The organism is Streptomyces sp. NPDC057694 (assembly GCF_042799415.1).
In the GTDB taxonomy this organism is placed as follows: domain Bacteria; phylum Actinomycetota; class Actinomycetes; order Streptomycetales; family Streptomycetaceae; genus Streptomyces.
Map to the genome: position 1 here is coordinate 157,618 of NZ_JBHVIX010000014.1, position 20,932 is coordinate 178,549.

General features: G+C 67.4%; 20 protein-coding genes and 6 pseudogenes. 11 read left to right on the forward strand and 15 right to left on the reverse strand.

Annotation, left to right across the window (positions count from 1 at the left end):
- Positions 1–148 precede the first annotated feature (148 nt).
- Both ACFVDP_RS27495 and ACFVDP_RS27500 read right to left on the reverse strand, forming a co-directional pair.
- Positions 149–541, reverse strand: a complete 393-nt coding sequence (locus ACFVDP_RS27495; protein ID WP_383494994.1) for a hypothetical protein — start codon at positions 539–541, stop codon at positions 149–151.
- Positions 542–556: 15 nt separating this feature from the next.
- On the reverse strand, positions 557–2,221 hold the full coding sequence (locus ACFVDP_RS27500; protein WP_383494998.1) for a hypothetical protein: 1,665 nt from the start codon (positions 2,219–2,221) through the stop codon (positions 557–559).
- 220 nt (positions 2,222–2,441) lie between these two features.
- On the opposite strand from ACFVDP_RS27500, the gene ACFVDP_RS27505 reads away from it, so the two are divergent.
- Entirely contained in the window at positions 2,442–2,942 is a 501-nt protein-coding gene (locus ACFVDP_RS27505; RefSeq protein ID WP_383495001.1) for a helix-turn-helix domain containing protein, read from the forward strand.
- Positions 2,943–2,972: 30 nt separating this feature from the next.
- Here ACFVDP_RS27505 and ACFVDP_RS27510 read toward each other — a convergent pair whose 3' ends face one another.
- Positions 2,973–5,060: a patatin-like phospholipase family protein gene (locus ACFVDP_RS27510; protein ID WP_383495004.1), complete on the reverse strand. Its 2,088-nt coding sequence runs from the start codon at positions 5,058–5,060 to the stop codon at positions 2,973–2,975.
- A gap of 497 nt (positions 5,061–5,557) precedes the next feature.
- Here ACFVDP_RS27510 and ACFVDP_RS27515 point away from each other — a divergent pair, with 497 nt between their 5' ends.
- The 4 genes and pseudogenes from ACFVDP_RS27515 (at position 5,558) to ACFVDP_RS27530 (ending at position 7,977) form a co-directional block, all read left to right on the forward strand.
- Positions 5,558–5,920, forward strand: a complete 363-nt coding sequence (locus ACFVDP_RS27515; RefSeq protein ID WP_383495006.1) for a hypothetical protein — start codon at positions 5,558–5,560, stop codon at positions 5,918–5,920.
- A gap of 63 nt (positions 5,921–5,983) precedes the next feature.
- A complete protein-coding gene (locus tag ACFVDP_RS27520) occupies positions 5,984–6,523 on the forward strand; it encodes a winged helix-turn-helix domain-containing protein (protein WP_383495010.1) in 540 nt (179 codons plus the stop codon).
- Positions 6,520–7,036: pseudogene (locus tag ACFVDP_RS27525) on the forward strand (transposase); the annotation flags it as partial. The gene ACFVDP_RS27520 and the pseudogene ACFVDP_RS27525, both read left to right, overlap by 4 nt.
- 188 nt (positions 7,037–7,224) lie before the next feature.
- Positions 7,225–7,977, forward strand: a complete 753-nt coding sequence (locus tag ACFVDP_RS27530; protein WP_383495013.1) for an MBL fold metallo-hydrolase — start codon at positions 7,225–7,227, stop codon at positions 7,975–7,977.
- A 153-nt stretch (positions 7,978–8,130) separates the two neighbouring features.
- Here the strand turns inward: ACFVDP_RS27530 and ACFVDP_RS27535 are convergent.
- The 3 genes and pseudogenes from ACFVDP_RS27535 to ACFVDP_RS27545 all read right to left on the reverse strand — a co-directional run.
- Positions 8,131–8,613: pseudogene (locus ACFVDP_RS27535) on the reverse strand (ISAzo13 family transposase); the annotation flags it as partial.
- A gap of 102 nt (positions 8,614–8,715) precedes the next feature.
- A pseudogene (locus ACFVDP_RS27540) lies at positions 8,716–9,170 on the reverse strand (transposase); the annotation flags it as partial.
- Positions 9,171–9,817: 647 nt separating this feature from the next.
- Complete coding sequence (locus ACFVDP_RS27545; protein ID WP_383495016.1) at positions 9,818–11,281, reverse strand: DUF4041 domain-containing protein; 1,464 nt, start codon at positions 11,279–11,281, stop codon at positions 9,818–9,820.
- A gap of 598 nt (positions 11,282–11,879) precedes the next feature.
- On the opposite strand from ACFVDP_RS27545, the pseudogene ACFVDP_RS27550 reads away from it, so the two are divergent.
- The 4 genes and pseudogenes from ACFVDP_RS27550 to ACFVDP_RS27565 form a co-directional block, all read left to right on the forward strand.
- Positions 11,880–12,053: pseudogene (locus tag ACFVDP_RS27550) on the forward strand (transcriptional regulator); the annotation flags it as partial.
- Positions 12,054–12,153: 100 nt separating this feature from the next.
- A complete protein-coding gene (locus ACFVDP_RS27555) occupies positions 12,154–13,875 on the forward strand; it encodes a hypothetical protein (protein WP_383495019.1) in 1,722 nt (573 codons plus the stop codon).
- 144 nt (positions 13,876–14,019) lie between these two features.
- The gene (locus ACFVDP_RS27560) at positions 14,020–14,868 is read left to right on the forward strand and encodes an IS5 family transposase (RefSeq protein ID WP_383495022.1); all 849 of its coding nucleotides are present in this window, start codon (positions 14,020–14,022) and stop codon (positions 14,866–14,868) included.
- 23 nt (positions 14,869–14,891) lie between these two features.
- Positions 14,892–15,074 (forward strand): annotated as a pseudogene (locus ACFVDP_RS27565) (hypothetical protein); the annotation flags it as partial.
- Positions 15,075–15,325: 251 nt separating this feature from the next.
- Here the strand turns inward: ACFVDP_RS27565 and ACFVDP_RS27570 are convergent.
- From ACFVDP_RS27570 to ACFVDP_RS27590, 5 genes are all read right to left on the reverse strand, one after another.
- The gene (locus tag ACFVDP_RS27570; RefSeq protein WP_383495025.1) at positions 15,326–15,496 is read right to left on the reverse strand and encodes a hypothetical protein; all 171 of its coding nucleotides are present in this window, start codon (positions 15,494–15,496) and stop codon (positions 15,326–15,328) included.
- Positions 15,497–16,170: 674 nt separating this feature from the next.
- Entirely contained in the window at positions 16,171–16,464 is a 294-nt protein-coding gene (locus ACFVDP_RS27575) for a DUF397 domain-containing protein (protein ID WP_383495178.1), read from the reverse strand.
- 268 nt (positions 16,465–16,732) lie between these two features.
- Positions 16,733–17,302, reverse strand: a complete 570-nt coding sequence (locus ACFVDP_RS27580; RefSeq protein WP_383495028.1) for an RNA polymerase sigma factor — start codon at positions 17,300–17,302, stop codon at positions 16,733–16,735.
- Positions 17,299–17,541 (reverse strand): hypothetical protein, encoded by a 243-nt coding sequence (locus ACFVDP_RS27585; RefSeq protein ID WP_383495031.1) that lies wholly within the window; start codon positions 17,539–17,541, stop codon positions 17,299–17,301. Before ACFVDP_RS27585 ends, ACFVDP_RS27580 begins: the two co-directional genes overlap by 4 nt.
- 284 nt (positions 17,542–17,825) lie before the next feature.
- A complete protein-coding gene (locus ACFVDP_RS27590) occupies positions 17,826–18,374 on the reverse strand; it encodes a GNAT family N-acetyltransferase (protein ID WP_383495034.1) in 549 nt (182 codons plus the stop codon).
- A gap of 7 nt (positions 18,375–18,381) precedes the next feature.
- On the opposite strand from ACFVDP_RS27590, the gene ACFVDP_RS27595 reads away from it, so the two are divergent.
- Positions 18,382–18,591 (forward strand): hypothetical protein, encoded by a 210-nt coding sequence (locus ACFVDP_RS27595; protein ID WP_383495037.1) that lies wholly within the window; start codon positions 18,382–18,384, stop codon positions 18,589–18,591.
- Between the two features lie 24 nt (positions 18,592–18,615).
- Here ACFVDP_RS27595 and ACFVDP_RS27600 read toward each other — a convergent pair.
- Positions 18,616–19,014, reverse strand: a pseudogene (locus ACFVDP_RS27600) (HNH endonuclease family protein); the annotation flags it as partial.
- Here ACFVDP_RS27600 and ACFVDP_RS27605 point away from each other — a divergent pair.
- Complete coding sequence (locus ACFVDP_RS27605; protein ID WP_383495040.1) at positions 19,007–19,159, forward strand: FCD domain-containing protein; 153 nt, start codon at positions 19,007–19,009, stop codon at positions 19,157–19,159. The pseudogene ACFVDP_RS27600 and the gene ACFVDP_RS27605 sit on opposite strands and share 8 nt — an antisense overlap.
- A 36-nt stretch (positions 19,160–19,195) precedes the next feature.
- Here ACFVDP_RS27605 and ACFVDP_RS27610 read toward each other — a convergent pair whose 3' ends face one another.
- The 3 genes from ACFVDP_RS27610 to ACFVDP_RS27620 are packed head-to-tail and all read right to left on the reverse strand — an operon-like array spanning position 19,196 to position 20,916.
- On the reverse strand, positions 19,196–19,621 hold the full coding sequence (locus ACFVDP_RS27610; RefSeq protein WP_383495043.1) for a PPOX class F420-dependent oxidoreductase: 426 nt from the start codon (positions 19,619–19,621) through the stop codon (positions 19,196–19,198).
- A gap of 52 nt (positions 19,622–19,673) precedes the next feature.
- On the reverse strand, positions 19,674–20,189 hold the full coding sequence (locus ACFVDP_RS27615; RefSeq protein ID WP_383495045.1) for an SRPBCC domain-containing protein: 516 nt from the start codon (positions 20,187–20,189) through the stop codon (positions 19,674–19,676).
- Positions 20,190–20,220: 31 nt separating this feature from the next.
- Positions 20,221–20,916, reverse strand: coding sequence for a type 1 glutamine amidotransferase domain-containing protein (locus ACFVDP_RS27620; RefSeq protein ID WP_383495048.1), 696 nt, complete (start codon positions 20,914–20,916; stop codon positions 20,221–20,223).
- Between the last annotated feature and the right edge of the window lie 16 nt (positions 20,917–20,932).

The following is a 20,932-nucleotide window of genomic DNA, read 5'->3' on the forward strand; positions in this document are numbered from 1 at the left end:
CCACCCATGGGACTATCCCCCCCGCTCGGTCCACCTTCACCTCCTCCACCTTCCTCCCTCCTTCTCCCTTCCCCGTCCCGCCCCCTGTTCCCACCCGCCCCCTCGGCCCGGGGCGGATTGGGCCGGCCAGGGTGGTCGTGGGCGAGGCTCAGCCGGAGGGCAGCAGCGCGGTCACGGTGTCGCGGACGAACGAGGCCGCAGTGACCACACCGGGGATGCCGCCGCAGTGCTCGAGGAGATTGCGCAGAATGTAGCGCAGGGTCCGCGGGTTGGAGACGGGATCGTCCAGGTGGGGGATGATCTCTTCGAGGTCGGCCAGAGCCGTGTCGATCACCTCCACCTGGTCCGGGTACTGCCTGCGCAGATCCTCCAGCCGGGCGCGCAGCTGATCGACACTGCTGCGCGCATCCTGTACAGCCTGAGAAACGATGTTGTTGGTCTGGCTGGCGTTCTTGGAGAACGGTGCGGCCTGGACGGGGCCGTTGATGGTGCCGGGGTTGGAGACGCCGAAGTTCGCACCGGTCAGGTTCGGATCAGGCATGGTCACTCCTGTCGCTCATGCGGACGGACGCGCGCCGGCGGGCGCATTGTTCATCGAGGGACTGTGAGAGAAAGGCGCGGCCTGGACCGGGCCGGACATGGTGCCGCCGTTCATCACGCCGAAGTTGTAGATGGCGGCGGACTGCTCGCGATAGGACGCGATGTCGACGTTGTGGTCGCGAAGGAAGATCTCCGTGGAGTCGAAGACCCGGCGCTGCATCATCTGGACGTAGTAGCGGGCGTCGTCGTGCATGTGCATGTCCTCTATCGACCGCACGCTGTACACCTCACGCAGGCTCACCGGCCCTTTGCCCGGATCGAGTTCGGGACGTGGCCGGCGCTGGCGGCGCACCAGACGGTGCAGTCCGTCGAGAATGTCGCCGACGGCGTTCAAGCTCGCGCGGACGAGCCAGCGCGGCTTGGCCACCTGTGCGGCCACGAGGCTGCCGACCGCGGGGTTCAACGGCGTCATCACATGCGGGCGAACCGTCACCCGCAGGAAGCCCCCCTGGTAGGCGACGTGCACCAAAATGGCGACGACCAGTTCACCGTTCCACGCGGTCACCCTCGACCAGATGTAGCGCCGCGCCACCTCTTCGGGCGGCGGCTTCACCGTGCTGCTGGAGGCCAGTTTCTGCAGTTGGTCCCACGTTTCCTCGTCGATCGTGTCCCACCGGCTGATGTGGATACCTGCGATCCCCGCGACCTGCATCCGCGGCTGCGGATGGTCACGGTGATGCTGCGGCGCGGGATTGCTCAGCCGCTGCTCCACGTGCCGGTGCAGATCCACAGCCTCGAAGCGCTTCAGCCGCTTGCGGGCCACCGGCCGGTTCTGCCGCTGCAGTGCATCGAGCACAGCACGCGCGACCTCCTGCATCTCCGCCAGCTCATCCTCGGCGCCCGCCGAGAAACCGGCTGCAGGGTCCTCCTCCTCGTCCTGACCCTCCGGAGCAGGCTCCACGTCGATCCCGATGACCGCCTCCGGCCAGGCCTGCAGCCCCGCGCCCACGAACCGGTCCCGCGTACTGTCCAGATCCCGCACACGGTCATGCGCATACGGCAGAGCCGGCGCCGCCGGCCGCACCGGCACCCCCGACAGCACCCCCGCCAACACGGCGTTGAGCTCTTGCTGCGCCACCACCCGATCACCCAGGAAAAGCGCCCACACACCGGCCAGCGCCGCCACCAGGACCCACAACGGCTCGATCGCGCCCAGCCCCACGGCGACGGCCGCCACACCCGACACCGCGACGATGCCGCCGATCCGGCGGCGGCGCCGGCCCAGTGCGCGATCGGTGGCACTGAGGACGGGAGCCTGGTCGAACGCATAGACCGGCAGCGGCCGCTTCTCCTTCTTGATCCGCTGGCGCACCCATACCGCGTAGTCGTCGCCCAGCACCACCGTCGGAGCCGCCGGCGGTCCGGACTCCTCCGTCGGCGCAGCCGGTGGCGGGAGCAGCCACCGCAGCCAGTGCCGCACCTTCGCCTTGAGCAGCTTCCAGGCCTTCTTGACCTCGTCCTGCAGGACGGCGACCCAGTCCCGGCGCACGAACGCGGCCGCGCTCAGCTTCCGCGTGATCTGTTCGGTATAAGCGCCGTGCGCGACCAGCGGGCCATCGCCCACCGTCCCCACCGGCACGGCCGGTGCCGAGAAGAACGCATGATGCTCCGTGTACGACAACGAGCCCCCCCCAGCCGTAGCGCCCGCACCCGGCCATGCGTCATATGCCAGTGCGTGTGAGAGGCATCGTGCCTGCGACGCGCACGGCGATCCAGACCGCAAATCCACACGGACCGGGCACTCGTGCAGCCTGTCGAGAAGATGACCGAAACATTCCCCCCATCCCACAAAATGATGGACCGTCAACGAATGACGGACGCGCGCCCGTGATGATCGATTGATGTCGACACGCGATGAGGAAGAACTCACCGCCGCAGGCCAGGCCCTGCACACGGAAGAAGACGCCCTGGTGAACGCACCGTGCTCCTATCTCGCCCCGGACTCGGTCACCGGGTGGCCCGTCCGCGGCCGCATCGGCCGCGCCGCGCACCTGATCGGATGGGTTGAACACTGCGCCAAAGAACTGGCCAACTCTGCACTAGGGCTGTCCCGCGCCTTCACCGTCCGCCTGCACCAGTCCGGCTACGTGATGCCGTCGGGCAGCCGCACCGACTCGCCCGGCATCCGCCGCGACGTCATCCAGCGCACCGACCACACCGAAGAACGCTCCTACGGATCCGCATCCACCGGCGGCTTCGGCGCAGCCGACTTCGCCCGCCGCGTCGACGCGGCCGGCGGCGACGTCACGGCCGCCGTGCAGCAGTGGCTGATCGAGACCGGCCGCATCCAAAGCGACGCCCACATCATCCACCTCGAAGTGCGTACCTGGCGGCCACGCTGACCCTTCTGGCCAGGCTGCGTAAGCAGGTTCTTACCCGCAACCCAGCTGGACTTTTTCGGCACGGAGGTCTGAGAGCCTCTTGTTTACCGCGTTGATCTGTTTTGCAAGGTCTTTCATCTCAGCACGGTCTTCGGGGTTCTTAGGGTCCAGGACATCCCTGGCCCGCCGGAGGGCGTCGATTTCCGTACTTGCCGCGGAGATGTCGGCGCGCAGCTGCCCGCACGCCGAGGGTTCGGTCAGAGTGATTGTGACTAGCGGCGTACTCGTTCCGAACCACTCCACTCCGTCCTGCACCATGCGCCACTGCATCGCGACCCTGGAGGCGGCAGGTGCCTTGAGGCTGACGGAGAAGGTCACTTCGTCGCCGGGAGCGACGGGGCCAGGCAGATCTGCACGGCCCGTCCCCCACACCGTGTTGTCCTGGGGGGCTTGAGTGCCGAGGCGGTACTGCTCCTCGGGCCGCCATGTTGTTGTGCCCGTGTTGCGCAGTGTGAATGTCGCAGAGAAGGCGTCATGAGCGCGGACACTCGCGGGCACCGACTGCGTGACGAATACGGCGTCGTTTAGCCGTCCCATCCAGGGGTGCAGCTCCAAAGTTGAGCTCCAACGATCCATGCCATCAGGCATGGGGCCGCCGAGAACACGGCGAGCAGCCAGCAGATCTTTGAGACGCTGCTTCCCGGCGTCGATCGCGACTTGGGCGCTGGCGTCCGGAGCGGGAGTGCCGTCGGCCGGGTGCGTGGGGTCCTGCTGCCCGAACCGGCGGTTCTCGGCACGCCATGTCTCCAGTCGCGTTAGCGCGATGTCGGTTGCCGACCTCCAGCGTTCGCTGCGGTGGTCGGCACCGTCGAGTGTGTCTGCCGCACGCATCCAGCCGTAGTCCCGGTTGATCTGGATCAGCCCGGGGTCAATTGTGGTCAGGTCGTGAATGTCGACGTCTGGGGCGATCACCACGGTGCTGGGTGCAGGCGCACCCTCCTTCGCGCGAACAGACAGGTCGTTCAGGGTGACCTCGTTGAGGACCACTTCGACCATGGACCTGCTGAGCACATCGGCGAACCCGACACCCGCATAGGCTCGCGGAGCCTTACTGACGAGCGTCAGACGCGATGCGCTCACCACATAGATTTCCTCGGCTCCCGCGTCTGCAGCGGCTTGCGCCGGAATGATTTCGCGAACGCCGCCGTCGACGTAGCTCTCGTCGCCCAAGGAAACTGTGCGGAAGAGCGCCGGGATGCTGGCCGAGGCGAGTACACCCTCGCGGATGTCAACCACGAGCGGCACCTGGGGCTGCGCGGCGACGCAGTCCCGGAAGGCCATCCTGGCTTCATTCAGTGCCGCTTGCGCCTTCTTCACTTCGACTATGATCGTGGGCTTTTCCTTCGGTGCGGCTTGCTGCAGTTGATGTTGGTGCTCCCGAAGTTCTCGTTCCCGGTTATCCATCTCGCTCTGGAGCGTGCGGCAAGCTGTTGTCAGTTCTCCTGCCCACTGAGTTGGCGATCCGTCACGCTCCAGGACCGCGCCGCTCTCGGTCACGTACCGAAGATTCCCGCTCTCGAGAGCGACGGTGGCCATCCGCAGCTTCTTGCCCGTCGCCGCCCAGGCCTCGATTGCCGCCAAAACGACTTGGGAGTAGAGACGTTCGCGAATGGGAGTGAGGTTGAAGAGGCTCTTCGCGTCGACAACCAAGCGGAGCGACTTGAGCAGGGCCTGCCCGTCCCCGAGGAGGAACGCAGCGTTGTTGAAGAAGTTCAACACGGGCGCAAGGTCACCCCAACTGGCGCCGGCCTGTGTTGGGCCGGAGATCCCCAGGCCGCTGGAGCGCCCCGTCAGCGATTCACGGACGCGGGCGTCCATGTCCGGGTCGTACAGCCAGGGCTCCTCCTCGTACATGTCCGCATTCGACTGGAGAGATGCCCACAACCGCTCGAGTCCCTTCAGCCCCCGCTCGGGATGATCCGGATCCTCGCCCTCCGCGAGTTTGACGGCGTTGACCGACCCCACCGAGGTGCTCACGAGGATGTCGGGCCGTACGCCCCTGTCGTAGAGCAAACGGAGCACTCCGACCTCGAAATCCCCTTTGGCCCCTCCACCGCTTAGGCATATGGCGACGGACATCCCCCACCCCCTTTGTGCCCTTTCGGGCGTCTCGGAAAAGTCTGCTGCAAGTGGCGGTGCGAGGCCAGGCCGGAAGGGCACCTTTCACTAACCGGCCCGCGAGAGGGCGCCGTGTTCGAGCCGCCCTGCAAGGTGAAAGGTGAACCTGATCCAGTGGTGCTCCGCGACCTCTCTTTGAGATCTGGGCCAGGGCTCGCATCTCGTGAACAAAACCACCAGAGCCAGAACCCGGCGAAGCACCACCGGCCCCGTGCCGTACGGGAGGACGCGACGGTCTGGTTCATCCCGGCGGTGTCGCCGACGGCGACAAGCCGGGCAGCGATCTCGGCCCCGGTCAGGCCCGCACGGCAAAGCCGCGAGACCGCCTGCGGCGCGGTCAGGGCCAGAGCGTTCCACCGACCGTGAAGCGGCGCCTGGCTCACGGGAAGCGGACGTCAGGACTTGCCGTACTCAACCGGGCCGCTCGGACTGCCCCGTGGGCGGGCATGCGGCGCATCATGAACGGATACACGACGACCACGGCCCGTCCATCCGGCAGCTGCCTGCGCGCTTGCGCCGTCGGCCCCGGCTGGCACCGACTGCTCGGAGACCTTCACGAACAACTCCAGGCCCAAGACCCGGGCTATCAAGTCGGCGATCTGAAGGAGAAGCTCGGCGCTGTGCGGATCCAGATCATCGGGGGGTCCGACACAGCTCGCCCCCAAGTGCAGTCGCTCGTCGCAGATTTCGAGGCCCGATCGGCCGTCGTCTGCGAAATCTGCGGGGCGCCCGTGTGCCGTCGGCGCCACAACGACGCCCCGTCCGGCTGGATATCCCAGCGCCGCGGCGTACAGGTCCAGCTGTGCGCCGGTGACGGTTAGTGAGGTTGAAGCGGTGTTGTCGCCGAGCCTGACAGGCCGTGCTCGTCGCGGTATGCCCGATGTATGAGGTATCCGCAGGGTGGCGGGCTGACGGACCAGCGTCGGGCCTTCCGCGAGGGAATCCGCATGCAGGCGGCCGAGATGTTCGCTGAGGGGCAGGAAAACACCACCATCGCGAAGCGGCTGCGAGTGGATGTCCGGTCGGTGCAACGCTGGCGCCGCACCTGGCAAATGACCGGGTCTGACGGGCTGCGGTCAGCGGGTTCGCCCGGCCGTCCCAAGCTGAGCGAGAAGCTGTTCGCCACGCTGGAGGAGGAGTTGGACAAGGGCCCGGTGGCGCATGGCTTCAGTGACCAGACCTGGACCCTGGCCAGAATCAAGACCCTGATCGGACGGCGGTTCCATAGGACGATGACGCTGTCGGGGATCTCCCAGATGCTGCGGCGCCACGGCTGGTCGCATCAGGCACCTGCCCGTCGTGCAGCCGAGCGCGACGAGGGCACGATCGCCGGCTGGGTGAGGGAGACCTGGCCCCAAGTGGAAAGGCCGCGGCGGCCCCGGGAGCCTGGCTCGTCTTCGAGGACGAAGCTGGCTTCTCGATGACGCCGCCGACCCGCAGAACCTGGTCCAGGCGCGGCTGTACTCCACTGGCCCGGGTACGGGGCCGCTCACGACGTCGGATCTCGATTGCCGCGCTGGCGCTACCGGGCTGGGCAACGGTCCCGGCTGATCTACCGGCCGAAACACCATGTGGCGTGGAAGCGCAACACCCAACGGCGCAGCTTTACTTGGCACGACTACCGCAACCTCCTTGTCTCCGCCCATCAACAACTGAGCGGACCCATCGTGCTGGTCTGGGACAACCTCAACGTGCACAAGGACGCCCGGCTCCGGGCCTTTGCCGGGGCCCACGAATGGCTGACGATCTTCTACTTGCCGCCTTATGCCCCCGACCTCAACCCGGTCGAGGGCATCTGGTCCGTCCTGCGGAAAACCACCCAGGCCAACAGGGACTTCACTGATCCCGACACCCTTAGCCGAGCGCTCCGCAGCGGCCTCCGCACTATCCAGTACCGCAGCCAGACCATCGACGGATGTCTCACCGCGACCGGCCTCCACCAGACGACAACACCGCTTCAACCTCAGAACCCGTCTTTGAACCTCGCCAGCGCCCGAGCAAGGCCGCCTTGGCGCGGGCACCGATCCTGTCACGACCATCATCGGCATGTGGGCAGTCGGAGAGGCGGACCCCGGACATCCATCAACCACACTGCCTTCAGCACCAGTTGGGTAAAGTCGCAGCCATGCGCCTCACTGTTCTGGGTGGTTGTGGCGCCTGGCCCACCGTGCGGCAGGCGTGCAGCGGCTACCTCGTCGAGCACGACGGATTCCGGCTTCTGATCGACCCTGGCTACGCGACGTTCCCACGCCTGCTGGACCACATCACACCCGACCGTGTGGACGCCGTTCTCGTCAGCCACGGCCACCCCGACCACTGCGCCGACCTCAATCCCCTGCTGCGCGCGCGGGCACTGAGCGCCACTCCTCCGTCACCTCTGCCACTGCATGCTCCGTATGGCGCGCTGGACGCCGTGCTTGCGCTGGACAAGCCGAGCATGCTGGCGTCCTCCTATACGGTGCGATCGTTTTGGCCGGGCGAGCGGTTCGGCATCGGTCCGTTTGCCGTCGACACCTGGAATCTGCCGCACTTCGTGCCTAACGCGGGTCTGCGCCTGAGCGCGGGCGGCGCTTCTCTCGCCTACACCGGTGACACCGGGCCCAGCCCCGACATCAGCCGGCTCGCTGACGGCGCGGACCTGTTCCTGTCGGAGGCGACCTACCTCTACACCGTCCCCGACCCCAACGATGCCCCCTACCTGCTCACCGCGCGCGGAGCCGGACAGTACGCGGCTCGCGCCGGGGCTGGGCGGCTGCTGCTCACCCATCTGTGGCCCGGCACGGATGAGAACGCTGCGCTCAAAGCAGCCAGAGATGCCTACAACGGGCCTGTAGCGGTCGCCTCCACCGGCCTCGCTGTGGATGCAGCCGCATGCTGACTGCTGCACAACCCGCACCCTGCCAGATGTGCCCTCGCTGCAAGCCACGGCCGTCACCGGACTGATGTCCTGTAACAGTCTGTCCTCGAACCCTGAGCAGGTTTGGCCTCAACGAGAGCATCACCTGGGGAAGTTCAGAAAGCGCCATCAGCCGTTGAGGTAGCGGAACTGGGCATCCCTGTCGGGGTGCTGGGCACCTTCGATGGTCTTGGCGTTGGCCTGCAGGCTGAAGCCTTCCTCCCGCAGCAGGCCGGCGACGGTGTCGGCGGAGACCCGGTGCCCCTGGCGGGTGAGCTCCGCCGCCAGCTTCCGGGGCGACTTCGTCGTCCAGCGCAGCGGCGACATCGGGTCGCCCCGCTCGTCGGGCTCGACCAGCGCCAGCAGTGCCGGCCGCAGCCCAGAGTCCAGCTCGGCCGCCTTCTTCCGCCCTCCGCCGGGATGGCGCACCCGCCTTAACGGGGCCTGACCAGAGTCCAGTTCAGCCGCCCCACGCGAGACCATGGCCTCCCGGACCCCGGCTGCAGCGGCGACGATCCTGATGCCGCCATGCCCCAGCGACAGTGCTTCCGCCCCTATGGCCAGCCGACGCTGCCGCTCGTCCAGATGCGGCAACAACACCTGGAACTTCGCCGCCAGAACGGCCTCGATCCCCTCCGGTCTCCCTATACCAGACCAACGAGCCCCACAGCTGGAAGCCACGACTTGCTTCCCGTAAGCCCTTAGGCCGTACGCCGACAAGTGCGCGATCACCAGAACCCCGTCGAGATCCACGGTCACCGTCCCGCCCGCATCAGGCGCTTTCCGGTCGGCCAACCGCCAGACCTGCAGGAGGACGTCGGCCCGCGCGGAACGGATCGCGGTCAGGGCCTTCTCCCCGGAGGCGGCGAGGGTGTCGATGAGACGGGAGACTGTCGGGTCGGAGGCCACCGGCCGAACACCGCCGACTCGGCCCGCAGCATCCCACATCGGTCAGGCAGTCCCCGCCCAGCGCGACCGCCATAGCCACGTCCAGTCTTGCCTGGATCGTGCACGGCCCGAACCTTCTGCCACGGCGTCAGCGCCGAAGATATCGCGGTGTCCAAGCCGGCCTTGCGGACCGTCTCGACCAGCAGCACGCCCCCGGCCTCCGAGACCACCACCCGGCCACCACCCTCGATGCGGACAGGCGGATACGGCCCGATACTCTTCTTCACTTGAGAAGTGCCTCCGACTGAAGCAGGAACAAGGACCTCGACAATCCTCATTCTTGCTGGTCAGAGGCACTTTTCGCTTACTTGACCACCCGTCGGACGGCCCGCCTCATGAAAGCGCGAGGTTAGAGGGCTCTCGTCTCACAAAGAGACCCTCCGTGCCTAACTCTCCTAGTTCTCTACATCGAGATTATGCCAATTTGCGGGCTTTTCAGTGGGAGCTTCTACGGGCAGTGCGTTCGCTACTGAGAGCGTCGCTGAAGCGTGGGTTCCTCCGGACGAAGTGTGGGCCGAGGGAGCGGCCGACAAAACGATGCATACCGCTGCGGCGGTGAGTCCGGATGCGACGATGATCTTAATAATGTGCATTTGCAGTACCTCCTGCATCAGATAGGACTGCGAAGCCAGCGAGAGGGAGAGGCTGGCCTACGGTCCTCCGTTCGGGCACGTCTCGCCGGTGGGTATCGGCCGACCGGGATGGTACCCGATCAACATGGAGGCGCGTGCCGCCGGTCGAATTTCCGCCCGCCCGGCGACACGCAGCCACACGCCCCATCCAGTGTCGCGGGACAGCACAGTTGATCTGTGCTGCCCCGTGAGATCTGTGGTTCGCCCTGCCCCTCCTGTGCTGACGCCCGCAAGGGCGGCTGTCATTTCGTGCCGGGCGTTGTGCTGGCGCGGTATTCGGGAGCGTCCGCGGTGTCGGTGAATTCCAGAAGGTGCTGGCCCGCCAGGCGCTGGAGGGCGGCGCGCACCTCGGCGGGGGTGGTGTAGAAGAACTCGCGGCGCAGATTGACCCGGTTGACGCGGCGGTCCTCGAACTCCTGATGCAGCTGTCGTTCCAGGCTCACCGCGTCCTCACTGAAGATCAGTGCGTGGACGTCGAAGCGGAACGGCACCGAGGCATCCCCGAGTTCATTGACCCGGTCCATGGGATCCAGCCGACGGGTCAGCCCGATCTTGACCATACGGTCGCCGAAGGCCCCGATGTTGGAGATGACATACACATAGCCCGCCCGGATGTTCGCCTCGCGGGCCTCCACGGCCCGCAGGTCCTCACCTAGCTGGTGCAGCTTGTCCTCCAGTTCGGCGATTCCGGCAGGATCACCAGTCCCGGCGCGCAGCCGGCGCAACGCACTTTCGTAGTGACTGCGTTCTTTCTCCAGGCGCTGCCGCTCACGTTCGATCTCCCGCTGCAGGCGTTCCTCCTCGCGCTGGCGGGCCCGCAGCTCGCGCTGCTCCTCCTTCTCCGCTTCCTTGCGTGCCAGGTGATCGGCGGTCAGCTCCAGTTCCTGCACGCGCAGCCTGTGATAGTCATCGCTGATGCGGATGTGCATGGTGGCCCCGAGCCGCGCAATCGTCTCGCGAGTCTTGCTCAGCCGATCAATCAGCGAAGACAGGCGATGCGGTTTCATGCCGCGTACCGCGGTGTCGGCCTCGGCGTTGTAGGCGCGCAGCATCAGCTTGGAGAAGTCCCGCACCATCTTGCGGCCCTGCGTAAGAGAACCATTGACGGTCCAGTCCTGCGCCGCCAGCACCGCTGCGTTGTCCCGCGCCAGCTGCTTATACCGTGCTTTCAGCCCCTCCAGCTGCCCGGCGTAGGCGACCGCATCGGCCAGAGGATGCCGGTACTCGTAGATACCGGCCTCCTGCAGCATCCGCACCTCGTCGATGACCACCAGATCCGCCTGCGCGGAGGCCGCCTGCCGCCGCGCCTGCTCGGCCTGCTGCGTCAGCGCCTGTGCCTGGCTGCGCACGTCGACCAGTGCCTGCGCAGCCTGCTCCGCCGCGTGCTCCACCTTCGCGTCCAGCACCGCGTCGATCCGCTGCAACTCCTGCAGCTTCTCGCTGTGAGCCTGTTGCAGTCGCCCCTGCTCCGCGGCGATCGTCGCACTGTCTGCGCCCATTACTCGGGCCAGCTGGTCCGTTAGCTGATCCACTTGCGTCTGCAGAATCCGAGCCCGCTCTTCGCTGTTGGCAAGCTCGCCGGTCAGGCGCTCGGCTTCGGCCTCGGCCTGCTTGCGCCGCCGCCCGAAGAGTCCTCCAGGAGCAGTGCCAGCCGTTCCAGAGCCCGAGATCGGGGCGGCGGGCGGCGCCGCAGGTTCCTCTGGCACCCATAATTGCCACCCTTCAGGCACCGGCCAGGAAGGATCCGGCTGCCAGCCGGGCGGAGGGACCCATCCCGGAGCGGGTGACGGCCAGCCGGGCGGAGGGTTGAAGCGATACGCCATGCAGATCTGCTCCCAGGTGCGGCGGCACCCGGGGAACCTGTCCTGGCGAATCTTCCCCGAGGCCGGTGATGCGTATGGAGAGTATTCCTGACGGACGCCCTGGTTGTACGAGGCTGGAAACGCTGAGAGATCCGAGGTGAGCAGCCGAGTCAGCGACGTGCTTGGGGTATGACGCCATTTCAGTTGGGGTGATCTTGCTGCAGTCTGGGGTGATGGCTGCTGTGCTTGTCGAGCGGATGGCGCCGGTGTCTGCTTCCCGCATCCGCAAGGCTCTTGCCTGACAGCTACTTCCTTCTGCAGGAATGGGCCGATCGGCCACTGAGCGCATTCACCAGCGCAAGCGCCCTGCTCCTGTGCCGCACAGCTGCGACCCACCTCGTCCGACGCGCACGCGGCGGTGGTATCGACGAGGCCTCCCATTTCCTCGGGATCAGCGCCGATGGCTATGAACGTGAGTTGGGGAGTCGTTTCGCGATGAGTGCGGGCGGTCTCCTTCCGCACTCTGAACGTGCGGAACTGGGAGCGAATGGTCGACGCATGGGCGGCCGACGACGACGAGGCCATGGATGCCGCGTGGTTCGACGACATCACCGCCGACCTCGGCTTCGGCTACGGCGCCTACGAATACGTCATGAACATCGGCTTCGCCGCCTGAGTATCGGTGATGCAACGTAGACAGCCTCCACGGGTGTCCGAACCGGTTCAAGCACCGCCCCGGCCGGTTCGGATCCGATCCGGCGGAGGGGTCCATCGTGGTGGCTGCCCGTAGCCGGCTCAAGCACGACGCCGCCGCACCGCCCGACGTAGCCGTGCCCGCCGAGAAGCCGACGACGGCCACGCCGTATCTCACCCAGCTCCGCATCTTCCCCGCCAGGCATGGGAAGTTGCCTGTGCTGGGCCGTTCACTGCGGATCACCGGTGGCCGCAGAGGCCTGTTCCGGTGGGTGGGATCGGGGGAGACTGGCGGGATGTCGGGGATGGGTTCTCGCGGACGGTGGGCGCTGGTGTCGGTCGGTGTGATGGTCGTGGTGCTGGGGGCGGTGCCGTCCGGGGGGCCGGCTGTCGCGGACGGTGGTGGCCGGCTGGTGGATGTCAGTGATCCGGTGTTCTACGTCCCGCTCGGGCCGGCCACCGGGCAGACTCCGCAGGACGCGGCCGTCCGTTTCCGGTACACCGGGGACGGCTCGGGCGGCGGGCGGGCCGGGAAGGTGCGATTCGACGTGCGCGGGCTGGCGGGCGTCGCGGAGGTCACGGGCGTTCCGGACGGGTGCACGGGGGAGAAGACGCCGGTCGTCACGTGTGGGCAGACCATCTCGGAGGGGCCCGAGCCGTACCGCGCCGACACGGTCCAGCAGCTTGGCCTCGCGGCCGTCGCCGGTGCGAAGGCGGGGGAGACGGGAGTCCTGCGCTACACGCTCATCTCGGACGACGGCAGCCTCAAGGGCTCCGGGAGTCTCGACGTCGTCGCGGGCAGCCCGCGGCTCCTCGTCTCCGACACCGGCCCGCGGACCGCCGAGCGCGGCGAGGACCTCTCTATTCCCCTCTTCGTCCGCAACGCGGGCGACGTCACGGCCCGCGGCCTCTACCTCAGCCTGGATCCGACCGAGGCCATGGCGATCGTCGGCCGCGCCGCCAACTGCTGGTACGGGAAAGCGCAGATGTACTGCGTCCTGCCCGACATCCGAATCGCCCCCGGCCAAACCGTCAGGATCGATCCGCCCTTGCGCGTCACGCCGCGCCCCGAGGCCGTCGATCCCCTTGTGTCGTACGCGGTGGGCCTCGGCACGGAGTACGTCAACCGGGACCCGCTGCCCGACTACACCCGGGGCAAGGGGGCGCCGTTGCGCGCCACGCCCGCCGCCGCGCCCGACGACGTCGACTTCCTGGACCCCTCCAGGGCGCAGTTCGACGTGACGGTCGCCAACACGTCGGACTACGCGGCCATCGGCGCCGACATCACCGGCCGGGTGGGCTCCCGGGTGAACGTCGTCGTCGGCTACGTCAACAAGGGCCCCGGAGTGCCGAGGGACGCGGCGGTGAAGGCGGTCTTCACGGTGCCTCCGGGCGCCAAGGTCGTCGCGCCCCCGTACGACCCCGAGCTGGACGAGGAGATGCTCCCCCAGCACTGCAAGACCTCCGACAGGGACCGCACGTACGTCTGTGAGCTGTCCGACGGGCTGAGGAAACCGCAGGAGTTCGCGTTCGCCCTGCGGATCACGGGCGACGATGACCGGCCGGGCAGCGTGACGGTCCGGCGCTCCGGGAAGGCGCCGGAGGATCCCGTCTCCGCCAACGACCGGGCGCCGGTGCGGCTGACCGTCACAGGCCCGGCCCCCGCGACAGCCGCCACCGCGCGCTCTGACACGAGCCCGGTGGTGTGGGCGGCCGCGGTCGGCGGCACCGCGGTGCTGCTGACCGCGGGGCTTGTCCTGCTGCGCCGCCGCCGCGAGGCCGCACGCACGAAGGACACCCCGTAACTGCCGTGTGCTTCAACGGAGGTGCTGGGCGAGGCCCACGATGACGCCCTCCGGGCCGCGGACGTAGGCGAGCAGGTAGTGGGTGTCTGAGAAGTTCCGTTCAGGGCAGGTGAGTTGGTAGTTCCTGCGCTGATGGAGGCCGGGATGGCCGGGGAACGGCGCGCGTATCCGACCGATCTGTCCGAGATGGAGTGGGCGGTACTGGAACCGCTTGTGCCGCCGCCGAAACCGGGCGGCAGACCACCGAAGCACCCTCGCCGCGAAATCATCGACGCCCTGGCCTACTGGGTGCGGGCCGGCTGTGCCTGGCGGCTGCTGCTGCACGACTTCCCGCCATACCAGACCGTCTACCACTACTGGCGGCAGTGGCGCGTCGAGGGCCGTTGGGAAGAGATCCTTGCCGCGTTGCGGACCAGGGAACGTACTGGCCAGGGCCGTGAACCCACCCCGAGCGCCGGAGTGGTGGACAGCCAGAGCGTCAAGGCCACCGAACGCGGCGGCTGGCACGGCTACGACGGCGGCAAGAAGGTGCTGGGCATCAAGCGCCACCTCCTCGTCGACACGCTCGGCCTGGTTCTGGCGGTCGGTGTCAGCCCCGCGAACATCAGCGACCGCGACGGTGCCGCCGTGCTGCTGGCCCGGTGCGCAGGCAAGTTCCCGTGGCTGCGGCACGTGTGGGCTGATCAGGGCTATCGCGGCCGTGACTTCTTGGACTGGGTTCAGCAGGAAACCGGGATCACCATCCAGATCGTGCAACGCAAAGACGGCAGGTTCCGGCGAACCTGGGCCAAAGCCGACGCGCCACCGCGCGTGGTGCCGATGTTCGCGGTGGTCCCGCGGCGCTGGGTGATCGAGCGGAGTTTCGCCTGGCTGGGCCGCTACCGGCGGCTCTCCAAGGACTACGAATACCTGGCGAGCAGCCAGGAGAACGCGATCTACCTGGCCACGATCATGCTGCTACTCCACCGCGCAGCGGCAAGATCCCTGCCCTGAACGGAACTTCTCAGACACCCACTAGTCACGTTGAGACGCTGATGAAGCGGTGGGCGGCGAGCGGCGAAGCTCTGAAACGACGCTACTTCTGGTGCTCGGACGGGCTCATCGTCCGCGACGCCGGCATCAGCAACATGATCCAGGTCCTCACCGGCCTGGTCGAGAACGGCGAGTTCACGCAGATCCTGCAACGCCTCGAGGACTGACCCCACTCAGCCCGCCACTCTCATTCTGAAACGATCAGTTAGGCCTTCTGGTCCTGCGCAGCCATCCGGCGTGCATGCCCGAGGACAGACAGCCTGATCTCGGAATCGGATGGCGGTTTTCCTGAATCGCCCGCTGGCCTGGGGAGACGGCGGTGCGTTCCGTTCCTGCCCGGTCGCACCATCTTGTCGCTCGCTGCGGCGTCAGATGTGGATCTGGGCGGCTGGTGCCCGCTAGAACGGCACGCCAGTTCCTACCGCGCCTTCGTCTTCCGCAGGTGGCTGCGGACCGCGAAGAAGACGGCAACACACAGAGCGAGGAACCAGACCAGCAGTTCGCGCGCGCCGAACCCGGCACCGAAGGTCGTCAGGATCGCCAAGAAGGCGAGCATGAAAAGAACCAGAGTCAGTACCAGTTGCTTCATCGGGAACTCCTCACGAGGCACCGCTGCCCGCAATTCCGGGAACTGGAGGCTGCCCAGCTTTCCATGCACGCAGGACCTGAACGCACGCCGGCACCGACTCAACCTCCATCCGCCACGCTGCTGCAGCAGCCGGACCGAGTGTGAACGCCTACATCGTCCGCGCCGCACGCCGCGCCGCCACCCTCGACACCGCCCAGCAACTCGCCGCGCTCGGCCTCGGCCAGGACCTCGGCGGCGAGGACGACACTCTGTGAACCCGGTCCTGATCGACATCTTCACCGGCCTGGACGAGGCGTACGGGGCCGTCCTGGCGATCGTGCTGGCACCCGCCCGGCTGCCACCCCGACACCGCCATGTCGGTAGAGATCACAACTCCGGTGCACTGCACAGATCGCCGCGAAGCGGCGACTGCTCATCGAGCACCGGCGGATGGTGCGTCACCCGCGACGTACCGGGCAGCATCCAGGGGCGTAGGTACGGCTACACCACCCCGCGCCTGCTGGCTGACCAGGTTCTGCGGCGGCGGGGTCTGCTCGGTGTCCACGTCCATGCCGTCGACCTGCTCGCAGTCCGCGCCGATCGCCGCCGTGGAGTCAGCCCATGCTCCGGCCACGATGCAGCGCGCTGCGAGGGACAGGGCGGAGGCTCAGGTTTCCGCCCTCAACGACTCCCTCTTACGCGTCGACGTTGCCGTTGTTCGGCGCCGGCTCCAGGCCGAACTCACCGTCGCGCGCGCCGAGCACGAACGCGGTCCACTCTGCCTGGGTGTATCGCAGCACGGTCTCCGGCTCCAGCGACGAACGCATTGCTACGGCGCCGCCCGGCAGATACGCGATCTCTACGCGCTCCTCGTCCTGCTCGGTACCGGGTGCACTGTGCCACTCGACACCGGAGAGGTCGAGCGTGTACAACGCGTTCCTTTCAAGCTCCTTACGGTTCTTCGTCTCTGTCGGTGTCTCTTTTGGCACCTCCCCTGTCGTCCCTCCGGTGCGGCCGCTACCTGACTTCGTCGACTCCGTGACGGAGGCCAGGGCTACGCCCCCGTGTCCGGGCTGCTCGGTTCCGGTGGTCTGCCGGGACGGGGTGCTGCCGGCTGCCGTCGCTAGTCGCGTCCAGGCTGAAGGGGAGGATGCAGCGGACGCTGAACGGGCTTTCACCTGTGCCAGACGCGCGGCCAGTGCCTCGGGTGAGTACGCAATGTCCTCGACCGCGGAGCCGAGAAGACGGGCAACCTGGTCACTTTCGTCCTGACTCATTGGCTCCTCCCTCCCCTTCCTGCTGTACCGCAGTCTCTGCCATCAGACTGGCCAGGGTCCGGCGGCCGTCGTGAAGTTGCGACTTGACCGTTCCTTCGGCTATCTCCAGCGTAAGGGCAATGGCAGCGACCGGCAGGTCGACGATGTGATGCAGCACGATCACCTCACGTTGTCCTCGGGGAAGCTGCTCCAAGGCGCGTACGAGGTCGATGCGTTGCTCTGCTCGTGTCAGTTCGCGGCCCGATGTGTCGGCGAACACCGGAGCTTTCCGGTCCAGGATCTGTGCGCGCCTCCTGGACGTGCGGCAGTGCTGAAGCGCCAAGGCGGATGCAGTCTTGGCCACCCAGGCCAGTGGGTTGTCGTAGCCGCCGATCTCGTTCCACTTCTGGTGTGCGAGGCCGAAGGCTTCCTGCGCGAAGTCCTCCGAGGCGGTGCGGTCCAAACCCAGCAGCATCAGCGCACGGACGGTCCGAGGGAAGCCCATGGTGAACAGCTCATCAAAATCGTTGAGGCGCGCAGGCGCTGGTTCCTCGGAGAGTGATTCGATCATGATCCGGTCACGGGGTCGGGAAGGGAGGCGATCGTCGGGTCAGCGAAGATCCGGATGTCGCAGGCCATCGGATCGTGGTGCACGAGCAACTGAGCCGCGCCCGGGCGGGTATACCTGAGCACCTCGACCAGCGTCGCACGGCGCTCCCGCTCGTACAGCACTGTCGACAAGATGCGCACGACGCCGGGACCCAGATTCACCACGAGCACGGTGCAGATCATCAGGGCAGTGAGGTCCATGGGGCGGATTCCTTCCCACAGCAAAGGGGGCGAGTGGAGGTCCACGACGTCGTCACTGGTAACTGCCACCACCCTGCGCCCCGGTTGGGTCCGCGCGCCAAGTTCCGCGGATGAACCGTCGTCGCTGACTACGCTGAGCACAGGCGTACCTTCCCGACCCGCGCTGCAACGCGGGCCCACTCGGAGACCTTCCGGATCATTCGGGAAAGTACGCCCTCCGCATGCCCTCCCAGAACTGATCCACAAGTCCTGAGCATTGCTCGAGTGAAACCTCCTGGCAGCCTTCAAAGACGGACGACCGCCGACGGCGCTGAAGGCATGACCGAGCCTCCAGGCGGGGGCCAGGGGTGGACGTCACCGTCGGCGGCGTCCCGGGAGCAACGGTCACCGGACCGGGACTGACTATCGTGCCGTCCGTGTCCGCGCATCAGCGTGGCCGACGCAGTGTTGCGGGACTCGACGTCGGTGACGACCGCTGTGGCGCCTGCCTGCACGAGCCGCTCGCAGCACCGCTCGACCAATCGGCGGGCGAGGCCCTGACCCCGGTAGGCGGGGTCGGTGGCGATCCATTCGAGGTTGCCCCAGTCGGCGCGCTGGTCGAAGCCCATCGAGCCGAGAACGAACCCGGCGAGCCGCCCGTCCGCGCCCCGGTCGAGGGCAGCCCAGCAGGAGGAGTCGATCGCGTCGAGGTGGTGCGCGACCGCCGACAGGGACCAGGACGTGTACGGCTTCAGTGACGTGTCGAAGACGCTGTGCCTGAGGCCGAGGACATCAACCACCCGCTCGACGGGCAGCGGCACAAGATGCGTCCAGGAATCCGCGAACCCGCGCACTTCGCTGATGGACGCTGCAGGGTTGCAGCGTGCTCGGCTGACCGGCATGAGCGTGCGCGGCGAGGACCTGGTGTCGGCCGCCGTCGCACCGCAGCAGATCACCTTCGACCCGGTCCGGGAGGCGAGACTGCGCGCGGAACAGGTCATCGACCGCGTCAACCGCCGCTTCGGGCCGGGCGCGGTCGGTCCTGAGGCCGTGCTAGGCAAGGCCTCATGAGGTCCGACGACCTGCTGCTCGGATCTACCGGGCGAGGGTGATCTTCACCGGTTTGTTGGGGCACTGGGCGAGTTCGTCGTACAGTTCGGTCTTCTCGGCCGGGTCGATGGTGAGTTGCCAGCGCATTTTGGTGGCGATCCAGTCGGTGACGTACTGGCAGCGGTCGCCGGCGAAGGGCGGTAGCCAGGTGGCCGGGTCCTGGTCGGCCTTGGACCGGTTGGTTTTGGCGGAGACGGCGATGAGGGAGCGGTCGTCGCCGAGGTCGTTGGCGTAGGCCTCGCGCTCCTTGGCGGTCCAGGTGCCGGCGCCGGAGTCCCAGGCCTCGGCAAGCGGCACGAGATGGTCGATGTCGAGCTTCCCGGCCTCGTCGATGTAGGTGTTGTCGTAGGCGCTGAACCACTCACCACCACTGATCGTGCAACGACGTCTGCAGCGGGCCCATTCCGATCACTGCGGCATCGTCGACGCCATCTTGGACCGTAACCCCGAGACGGCCGCCCGACTGGCCCACGAGCACGTCGCCACCGTTCAGGCGGAGCTGCAGAAAGCCTCTGGATTTCGCCGCTGACAATCGATTGCTTCTCGGTGAGGCGCAGCCCGCGCCTCAACCGGTGAATGCCTGGTCGCTGTCGCGGTGCGCGCCCCAGCCATGCCAGCGTTCGACCTCGATCCAGGCGCTGACGCGGGTGCGGACCCGGTCCGGGTAGGGCTTGCCCGTGTAGTGAGTGGCGATGCGGTCGGCATCGACGAGACCCTCGTCCTCATACGTCTCGACGACGCGGCCGATGAGCGTGACGTGGGTGTACCAGTCGTCACCGTCGAGGACGGTGAGAGTGATCAGCGAGTCGCGGCGCAGGTGCTTCAGGCGGACGCGGCCCTCGTCGAGGCTGATCAGGGCCCGGCCGTTCTCCCACACGTACCAGGTGGGGGTGGACACGGGCGCGCCGTCGGAGCGCAGGGTGGCCATGATTGCGGGGTTGGGGCCGCGCAGCAGTTCTTGGGCCTCGGGCGGCAGGGGCGGCCTGGACATATCGTGCTCCTTCTCAGCGGTGTGGGGCGGGGCGAGGGCGTCGGGTGCGTGCTTACGCCGAGGCGGCGCGGACCACTCCGTCCAGCCACGCCTGGTGGCCGTTGAGCATTGGATTGGGGCGTTCGTTCGCGAGGGCGGCCGCGGGCTCGCCGATCTGGCTCTCCTGGGTCAGGATGCGCACCCGGCCGCCGGGCAGGTCCTCGACCAGCCAGGCGTGCAGTACGTCCAGCCGTTGCTCGGGCTTTCCGTCCTGCTTGGCCGTCCAGGACAGTCGGCCCGGGACGTCCTGGTCCGGGGTCTGGAATTCGACGACCCGGGCGGCTAGGGGCGGGAAGCCGAACGTGCCGAAGCTGAAGGCGAGTTCGCCCGACAATTCTGGCCCGCCGCTCTCGGGGAAGGAGATGTCGGCGACGTTGTCGTAGTACGACTCCCAGGTGGAGGTGTCGGTCAGGTAGTGCCAGACACGGGCGGCCGTCAGCCCTTTGACGATGACCTCGTTGGAGACGAAGTTGTCGCCGGTGCCGGGGAGGTACTTCTCGGGCCAGTTGATCGCGTTCTGCGTGGTCATGGGGTGTCCTTGATGGGGTTCGAGTAGGGGGTCAGGCGAGTTTCTTGAGCAGTTCGGCCGCGAGCGGGCCGGACGAGGCGGGGTTCTGGCCGGTGACGACATGGCGGTCGACCTCGACGTGCGGAGCCCAGGGCTCACCGACCTCGACCTGCAGTCCCGCCTCGGTCAGCCGGTCCTGGAGCAGCCACCTGGCCTTCGCCGCGCTGCCCGCCAACTGCTCCTCGGCGTTGGTGAACGCGGTGATCCGGTAGCCGGCGAACGCGTTCGCGCCGTTCGCTCCCACCGCCGCGAGGAGGGCGGCCGGTCCGTGGCACACCACGCCGAGCGGCACACCGGCCGTCACGGCTCGGGTGAGGAGGCGGCCGGAGTCAGCGTCGACCGCGAGATCCTCCATCGGGCCGTGGCCGCCGGGGACGTACACCGCGTCGTAGTCGTCGAGTCGCACATCGGTGAGCGCCATGGGGCTGCGGAACTCCGCGGCGGTCTCCACGAGGGCCCGCACCGCGGCTGCCTGCTCCACCCCGCCGTTCGCCTCCGGCGCGAGACTGGCCGGGTCCACGGGTGATACGACACCGCCCGGAGTGGCCACCACGACCTGGTGTCCCGCGTCCTTAAAGGCCTCGTAGGGCACGATCGCCTCGTCGGCCCAGAAACCGGTGCGGTGCTTGCTACCGTCGGCCAGCGTCCACGCGTCGGCGCCGGTCATTACGAAAAGGATCTTCGCCATGTGCTCTCCTGTGCTC